Origin of the sequence: Sorangium sp. So ce381 (assembly GCF_051473845.1) — a bacterium.
Lineage (GTDB): Bacteria > Myxococcota_A > Polyangia > Polyangiales > Polyangiaceae > Sorangium > Sorangium atrum.
The window spans coordinates 3,642,524-3,650,000 of the sequence record NZ_CP150336.1 but is presented as its reverse complement, the minus strand read 5'-3'; the positions used below and the strand labels follow the sequence as shown (position 1 = coordinate 3,650,000).

General features: G+C 70.5%; 8 protein-coding genes (1 of these 8 only partly in view). 1 reads left to right on the top strand and 7 read right to left on the bottom strand.

Annotated elements, in window-relative coordinates:
- The 7 genes from WMF29_RS13900 to WMF29_RS13870 form a co-directional block, all read right to left on the bottom strand.
- Nucleotides 1–419, bottom strand: partial view of a roadblock/LC7 domain-containing protein gene (locus WMF29_RS13900; RefSeq protein ID WP_437329282.1) — the 5' portion only. It extends 235 nt beyond the left edge of the window; only the first 419 of its 654 coding nucleotides appear in the window; it begins with the start codon at nucleotides 417–419; its stop codon lies off the left edge, out of view.
- Entirely contained in the window at nucleotides 416–1,291 is an 876-nt protein-coding gene (locus tag WMF29_RS13895) for a peptidylprolyl isomerase (protein WP_437329281.1), read from the bottom strand. The genes WMF29_RS13900 and WMF29_RS13895 overlap by 4 nt, the downstream gene beginning before the upstream one ends.
- 104 nt (nucleotides 1,292–1,395) lie before the next feature.
- Complete coding sequence (locus WMF29_RS13890; protein ID WP_157906650.1) at nucleotides 1,396–1,578, bottom strand: hypothetical protein; 183 nt, start codon at nucleotides 1,576–1,578, stop codon at nucleotides 1,396–1,398.
- Between the two features lie 92 nt (nucleotides 1,579–1,670).
- A complete protein-coding gene (locus WMF29_RS13885; protein ID WP_437329280.1) occupies nucleotides 1,671–2,513 on the bottom strand; it encodes a hypothetical protein in 843 nt (280 codons plus the stop codon).
- Nucleotides 2,514–2,522: 9 nt separating this feature from the next.
- Nucleotides 2,523–3,374, bottom strand: a complete 852-nt coding sequence (gene ttcA / locus WMF29_RS13880; RefSeq protein ID WP_437329279.1) for a tRNA 2-thiocytidine(32) synthetase TtcA — start codon at nucleotides 3,372–3,374, stop codon at nucleotides 2,523–2,525.
- A 3-nt stretch (nucleotides 3,375–3,377) separates the two neighbouring features.
- A complete protein-coding gene (locus tag WMF29_RS13875) occupies nucleotides 3,378–4,862 on the bottom strand; it encodes a leucyl aminopeptidase (RefSeq protein WP_437329278.1) in 1,485 nt (494 codons plus the stop codon).
- 319 nt (nucleotides 4,863–5,181) lie between these two features.
- Nucleotides 5,182–6,108: a class I fructose-bisphosphate aldolase gene (locus tag WMF29_RS13870; protein WP_437329277.1), complete on the bottom strand. Its 927-nt coding sequence runs from the start codon at nucleotides 6,106–6,108 to the stop codon at nucleotides 5,182–5,184.
- Nucleotides 6,109–6,420: 312 nt separating this feature from the next.
- Here WMF29_RS13870 and fbp point away from each other — a divergent pair, with 312 nt between their 5' ends.
- A complete protein-coding gene (fbp, locus tag WMF29_RS13865) occupies nucleotides 6,421–7,473 on the top strand; it encodes a class 1 fructose-bisphosphatase (protein ID WP_437329276.1) in 1,053 nt (350 codons plus the stop codon).
- Nucleotides 7,474–7,477: the final 4 nt, after the last annotated feature.

The following is a 7,477-nucleotide window of genomic DNA, read 5'->3' as shown; positions in this document are numbered from 1 at the left end:
GTGCTCCAGCCGGCCTCGGCGCAGAGCCGCGCCTCGGCCTCCTGCAACGCGCGGTGGGACGCGGCAAAGGCGGCCCGCGGGTGCAGCACCAGGACCAGGGCGTACTCCGGTTGCAGCTGGCGCACGATGTAGCTCTTGCGGTGGGCGCGCACCGTGATCTGGCGCGACACCCCCAGGCGCGAGCCTGCGACCTCGGCCAGCACGATCTGCCAGTGGGCCGCGGTCACCTTCACATCGTAGGGGTCGAGCCCGCCGGCGTAGTCGATGGTCTCCCCCTCGAAATCCACGAGCGCGGCGGCGTGAGCGCCCGGGATCGCGCACAGGAGATCCTCGAGGATCGACGTGAAGGAGGACGGCGCCTGGTCACGTGGAAGCCGGCGTCGAGCCCGGTTGCGACCTCCGTTGCGCGAGGTGGTCATGGCTCGATCCGCACGAGCTCGAGCAGCGCGTCGACGGGCCCCGCGAACTTCGGCTCGCGCCGTGCCACCTCGAGCAACCTCGACTGGGCGGCGCGCGCGCGGTCCGCCACGACCTCGTCGCGCACCAGGCCGCGCCGCTCCTCGACAGGCACCACCTGCGCCGGGATGCGCTCGAGGAGCATGATGACATGCACTCCGAAGGCCGATTTGACCGGTGCGGTGAGATCGCCGCGCGCGACGAGGGACGCGGCTGCGCGGGAGAAAGCGGGGTCAAACTGCTGCGGCTCCGGCGTGAGCACGCGGCCCGCCTCCGTCACCGGCGCGAGCGCCTGCGCCACGACCTCGAAGCCCTCGGCGGGGACGCCCTTCGCGGCGCTGATGAACGCCTCCGCAGCCGGATCGGGGGGCGGTTGCGGCGTCCCCGCGGCGCGGGGCGGCTCGGTGCGCTGAGCGACCTCGCGCGAAGACGACACGGCCGTCCGGATGGCGTCGGCGATCGCCTTCGCCTTGTCACGGGTGGCCTCGCCAGCGTCTTCCGAGAGCTTCACGACGGCGTGCACGGTGCGGTACCCCTCGGGACGATCGAGATCGAGCCAGTGGCGCTCGGTGGCGACGCGCAGCTCGTCGTCGGTCACCGGGCCGGCGTTCGCCGCCTCCTCTTTCAGGCCGTGGAGCATGCGACGGGCGAGCACCAGGCTGATCTCGCGCTGCACGTCGGGCTCCTGTTCGAGGCCGCGAGCTCGTGCCTCGGCGGCCCAGAGCGCGTCGCGGACCGCCGCGTCCCGGGCCTGCGCAGGCGGGATCTGCTGCGCCGCCGCGATGCGAGCGACCGAGTCGACGGCGATGTCGCTCGCGCCCACGCGGGCGGCCACGTCGGGCGGCAGCGGCGCCGCCCCCCTCGCGGACGTCGATAGAGCAGCCCAGGCCGCACACGCGCACAGGCACGCGACGGCCGCGATCGCTCGGCGCCCGGGGCTCACGCGCTACCCCCGCGGGGACGAAGGATCTCCGTGGACGCCTTGAGCGAGAGGCCGCCGATCACGAGGAGGTAGATCGCCTTGAAATCCTGGCGATCACCGAGCGCGTGAACCCCGAAGGCAAAGGAGAACGCTGCGGCGACGAGGAGCAGAACCGCGAACACATCGACTGCGCGGGACACGCCCATGAGTGTAACGCGATTTGATGGGGAACCGGCGGGGATGCGGGGACATCAAGGAGCGGCAGCCGGGAGGCCACGGCCGCGCCCCCCGCTCACCGCAGCGTCATCGCGACCGCCCCCAGAACGGCAAAGACGATCAGGACCACCAGGTGCCGAACGGCTCTGTGGGGGAGCCGCCGTGCGCCGGCCGTGTGCCGGCGGCCACGGGCCACAGCGACGCCGGAGGCCGCCGTGATCAGCGCGACAGCGCAGGCCACCGCGACGGCCTGGGCCAAGAGGGCGCGGTCCGGGTCCCGGACGCGCCACGCGAGCACGAGGATCGCGAGGCTCACGAGCGCGCCGAACGCGACGATCGCCGTCGCGAGCGGAGGAAGGTGGGCGCGGGCCTGCAGGAGAGGGGCGTCCGGTTCCGGCTCCGGCTGGCGCCGCACATCCCAGCGATCGCGCCAGGAAAGCGCGAAGATGCCCCAGGCGATCGCCCCGATCGCCGCGCGGACCGGGTCGAGGCGGGAGGGCTGAAGGGAAGGAGAAGCCAGCAGCCAGGTCAGCGTGACCAGCGCGAGGAAGACGGAGATGCCGAGGTGCCGCGCGAGCCGGCGGTGCGTGGCGGCGAGCAGCGGCGCAGCGACGCCGCACAGGAAAGCGAGCGCGGCGGCGATGCTGGCGAACACCGGCGCGCCACGACCGAATCCCGCAGGCGCGACCGTGATCATCCAGGCGACGACCGCGGCGAGCAACGCCTGCGGGGCGCGCCCGCCGCCCAGACCCAGGTCGAAGTGCGCCGCCCCCGGCAGCGGCGCCTCCGGGCGGTCCGAGCCCGACACCTCGTCGACCTCACGCGTCAACGCACCGCCGCGATCGACGGAGGCCGACGCGGTGGACTCCTCCTCGCGCGGAGCGCCGATGGAGATGGCGCCGGGGGCATCCGTGCTCATGAGCGAGCGCTAGGCCAGGTTTCTCAGGAGGTTGCCCACGGGCAGCACGTCCGGCGATGGCGCACCCGCGCCTGCTTCGTCGGTAGCGCTCCCCTCTTCCCGGGCGACCTCGAGCCCGAGCCGCTTCCAAAGGCCCGTGTCAAAGAGGTGGCTCGGGCGCACATTGCCGAGGGCGGCGAGCATGTTCTGCCGCGTCCCGGGGTGGCGCGCGTCGAGCTCCGCGAGGAGCTGGCTCACCGCCTTGCGCTGGAGGTTCTCCTGGGACCCGCACAGGTCGCAGGGGATGATCGGGAACCGCTCCTCGGCGGCGAACGCGGCGAGCTCGGCCTCGGCGCAGTAGATCAGCGGACGGATCACGATGTTGTCGCCGTCGTCGGAGATGAGCTTCGGCGGCATCGATTTCAGTTGACCCGCGAAGATCAGGTTCAGGAGCAGCGTCGTCACGGCGTCGTCACGGTGGTGGCCGAGGGCGATCTTCGAGCAGCCGAGCTCGCGCGCGATGCGGTACAGGATGCCCCGGCGCAGGCGGGAGCAAAGGGAGCAGTACGTCTTGTTCTCGGGGATCTTCTCGGTGACGATCGAGTAGGTGTCCTCGCAGATCATCCGGAACTCGTGGCCGCCCGCCGCCATGTAGTCGGTGAGGAGGTGTCCCGGGTAGCCAGGGTGCCCCTGGTCGATGTTGACCGCGATCACGCTGAACCGGACCGGCGCGCGCCGCGCGAGGTCGACGAGGAGCGCGTGCATTGCGTAGCTGTCCTTGCCCCCCGAGACAGCACAGAGGATCCGATCGCCGTCGGCGATCATGTCGAAGTCGGTGATGGCGCGCCCCATGGCGCGCGCGAGCTTGCGGCGGAGTTGCACGGTTTAGCCGGTGAAGCCTTCGATGAGGCGGAGGAAGGTAAGCACGCCGTGGCCCGTCCCGCCCTTGGAGAAGATGCCGTACGGCTTGCTCGCCATGGATGGGCCAGCGATGTCCACGTGAATCCAGGGGACGTCTCCCACGAACTCGCGGAGGAACAAGGCCGCGGTGATGGCCCCTCCCCAGCGGTCGGCCGTGTGCTTGATGTCGGCCCAGTCGCTCTTGAGGCCGTCGCGGAGCTCTTCGATGAGCGGGAGCTGCCACATCGACTCGCCCGCGGCCTTCGCGGCGCTCCGCAGGCGCTCCGCGACCTCCTCGCGGTTCGAGAAGAAGCCCGACACGGTCGGCCCGAGGGCCACGACGCACGCGCCCGTGAGGGTCGCGTTGTCGACGATGAGGTCCGGCTTCAGCGCGCGCGCATAGGCGAGGCAGTCGGCGAGGACCAGGCGCCCCTCTGCATCGGTGTTGATGATCTCGACCGTCCTGCCATCCAGAGAGCCGAAGATGTCGCCGGGCCGGTAGGCCGCGCCGTCGGGCATGTTCTCTGCCGCGCCGATGACGCCGTGCACCTCGACGTTCGGCTTGGCGGCCGCGACGGCGGCCATCAGCGCGATCACGTTCGCGGCGCCGCCCATGTCGCCCTTCATTTCTTCCATGCCCTGAGCCGGCTTGATGCAGAGCCCGCCGCTGTCGAAGGTCAGCCCCTTGCCCACGAAGACCAGCCTCCCCTTCGGCTTCCCGGAAGGAGCGTAGACCATGTGGACAAGCCGGGGGTCCCTCGCGCTCCCCTGCCCCACCGCCATGATGAGCTTCATGCCCCGCTTGATGAGCGCGGCCTTGTCGAGCACCGTCACCTTGAGCTGGTGCTGCTTGCCCACGTCCACCGCGACACGCGCGAGCGCCTCCGGATAAACCTCGTTCGGCGGCTCGTTGACGAGGTCGCGCGCGACGCAGATCGCCTCCCCGACCTGCTGGCCGAGCGCGACGGCATCGCGCGCCGCCTTGCCCACCTTGCCCTCGATGACCACGGTGCCGCGCGAGAGCTCGACCTTGGGCCGACGATCGCCCGTGAAGTAGCGGGTGAACCGGTACGCCCCGAGCACGAGCCCCTCCGCGGCGGCCCGCTCCGCGCGCTCGACGCCGGAGGGCACCACGACCGCGACGCTCTCGGCGCGCACGCCGTTCGCGAAGCGCGCTCCCTTCGCCGCGAGCAGCCTGCACTCGACATCGGTGACCTTGCCCGACCCGAGCCCGAGCAGCAGCACCCGGCCCGGCTTCAACGCGCCGTGCGTCGCGAAATCGATGCTCTGATCCCTCTTCCCCGTGAAGTCGTCACGCTTGACCTGGTGGGTCACCGACTCGCCCAGCGCCGCCACGAGCCTCGCCAGCACGCCCTCACCCGTCGATGCGCCTTCAGGCACGCCGATGACGACGACGTCGACGGCGATGCTCAGCGGGTCGGACGAGGCGAGGTTCAATTTGATCGGCATGCGGTCTCCTGAGCCCGGGATGTGGAGGGTGTCCAGCGCGGCATCTAAACACGAAGGGCTAACCCCGTCGACGTGGACGATGCCCGCAGGCGGTCGGCCCGAGGTGCGGGCGGGAGAGCGCTCCCGCTCCCGGGCGCGCGGTCCCGCTCCCGCCGCGCGGTCCCGCTCCCGCCGCACGGTCCCACACGGTTCCGCGCAGTTTCGCGCAGTTTCGCGCAGGCTTGGCGCTCGGTGGCGCGCCGTCGGAGCGCCTAGCGCGGCGCTGCCCGCCGGACTGCGGGTCCGAGCAGGCCCGGCCCGAGCGTCGGATCGAGGGGCGTCAGCGCGCCGACCTGTAGATCTGGATCACGTCGGCGAGGAGCTGCAGCGCCTCGGCGCGTGGGCGCTGGAACGCGTTGCGCCCCATGATCGACCCGAACGAGCCGCCCGCGGCCATCTCTCGCACCTCGCCGAGAACTGCGTCGGTCGCCTTGGACTCGCCGCCAGAGAAGATCACCACGCGCTTTCCGCCGAACGTCGCCTGCACGACGTGCCGGGTCCGGTCGGCCAGCGTCTGGATGGGAATGCTGTACTTCTCGTACATCTTTTTCGCCTCCTCCTGCTCGATATGAGCCGTCGGCGGCTTGACCTTGATGATGTGTGCACCGAGCTGAGCCGCGATCGTCGCCGCATAGGCGCAGACATCGATGGCCGTCTCTCCCTGCTTCGACAGCCCGGCGCCGCGCGGATAGCTCCAGACGATGACGACCAGGCCCCTGCGCTTGGCCTCGAGGGCGATCTCGCGAAGGTCCTCGTACATCCTGTTTCTCGCGCCGGACCCGGGGTAGATCGTGTAGCCGACGCCGACGCAGCCGAGGCGGAGCGCGTCCTCGACCGAGCCGGTGACCGCCGACACGGGCTGGTCCACCTTCGCCAGCGTGTCGCTGTTGTTCAGCTTCAGGATCAGGGGCACCTGCCCCGCGAACCTGGCCGCGCCCGCCTCCAGCGATCCGAGCGGCGCCGCGTAGGCGTTGCAACCGGCGTCGATCGCGAGCTGAAAGTGGTAATCGGGGTCGTAGGCCTCGGGGTTGGGAGCGAACGATCGCACCGGACCGTGCTCGAAGCCCTGGTCCACGGGCAGGATCACCATCTTTCCGGTGCCCGCGAGCGCGCCATGGTTGAGCAGCCGGACGAGGTTCGTCAGCGTGCCTGGGTTCTCGGAGGCGTACCAGGAGAGGATCTGCTCTACACGGGTGGTGAGCGCCATGAATCACTCCGTCGAGGGTGCTGCTGCGCCGGGGAGCGCGTGGCCCGCCCGGGGCCTGAACCCACCCCGCCATGCCCGCGGCGCTGCGTCAGGGTGCTCGGGCGAGCGGGCTCAGGCCCGCATCTTGAGGATTTGGACGAACGTATCGAGCCCGACGCGCGGGCGGTCCAGCGCCCCGAGGATGTTGTACGAAGCCATCGGATACGCAATTCTCGAAACCGCGCCGGTCTGCTCTCGGGGGGCCACAGCGGCGGACGCGAGCACGAGCACGCGGCGGGGCGGCGACGTCCTCGCCGACAACGCGGAGGGATCATGTCGCTCTCATCGGACCAACGGGACCTGAGCTGGAAGCCGCCGGAGGCGCCGTCACGCATCGGGATCACGCTCGAGACATACATCCTCGAAGGAATGCTCGGGTTCCCCGCGGCGACAGGGGCGTTCACCTCGCTCCTGAACCAGTTCGGACTGGTGGCGAAGCTCGTGACGTCCAAGGTCCGGCGGGCTGGCCTCGCCAACGTCCTCGGATACACGGGGCAGACCAACGTCCAGGGCGAGGTCGTGCAGAAGCTCGACGAGGTCGCCAACGAGACGCTGCTCAGCGTGCTCGGAAGGCGCGGGCACTGCGCGGCCGTGGTGAGCGAGGAGCTCGGTGAAATGAGGCTCCTCTCCACGGACCCACGAGCGAAGTACATCGTCGTCGTGGACCCGCTCGACGGCTCGTCCAACATCGACGTGAACATCTCGATCGGCACGATCTTCGGTGTGCTCCGGAAGAGCGACGCCAAGATGGGCGCCGATCCCTCGGATTTCCTTCGCCCCGGCCGCGATCTGGTCGCGGCCGGCTATGTGCTCTACGGCTCGTCGACGCTGCTCGTTATCACGACCGGCCTCGGCGGCGTGCACGGCTTCACCTACGACCCGACCGTGGGAGAGTTCTTTCTCTCTCACGAGAACATCCGGATCCCCGAGCGCGGCTCGACATACTCCATCAACGAAGGCCACAGCGCGCGATGGCCGGAGAGCGTGCGCCGCTGGAACGCGTGGATCAAGGAGGACAGCAAGCACGAGGGGCGGCCATACGGCGCACGCTACGTGGGATCGCTGGTCGCGGACGCGCACCGGACGCTGCTCAAGGGCGGCATCTTCGCGTACCCCGCCGATCGCGGCGGCCAGGGAAAGCTGCGGCTGCTCTACGAGGCGAACCCGTTCGCGTTCATCTTCGAGGCCGCGGGCGGAAAGGCGAGCACGGGGGCCGAGCGCATCCTCGACAGGGTCCCGAGGTCGCTCCACGAGCGCGTGCCGCTCGTCCTCGGCTCGCCCCGCGACGTCGAAGATTTCGAGCGGTTTGTGCGCGGCGAGGGCTGAGGCT

What these genes read in the sequence shown, in the direction of transcription:
- WMF29_RS13870 (WP_437329277.1), bottom strand. Translation starts at nt 6,108, where the DNA reads ATGGCGCTCACCACCCGTGTAGAGCAGATCCTCTCCTGGTACGCCTCC.
- fbp (WP_437329276.1), top strand. Translation starts at nt 6,421, where the DNA reads ATGTCGCTCTCATCGGACCAACGGGACCTGAGCTGGAAGCCGCCGGAG.
- WMF29_RS13885 (WP_437329280.1), bottom strand. Translation starts at nt 2,513, where the DNA reads ATGAGCACGGATGCCCCCGGCGCCATCTCCATCGGCGCTCCGCGCGAG.
- WMF29_RS13875 (WP_437329278.1), bottom strand. Translation starts at nt 4,862, where the DNA reads ATGCCGATCAAATTGAACCTCGCCTCGTCCGACCCGCTGAGCATCGCC.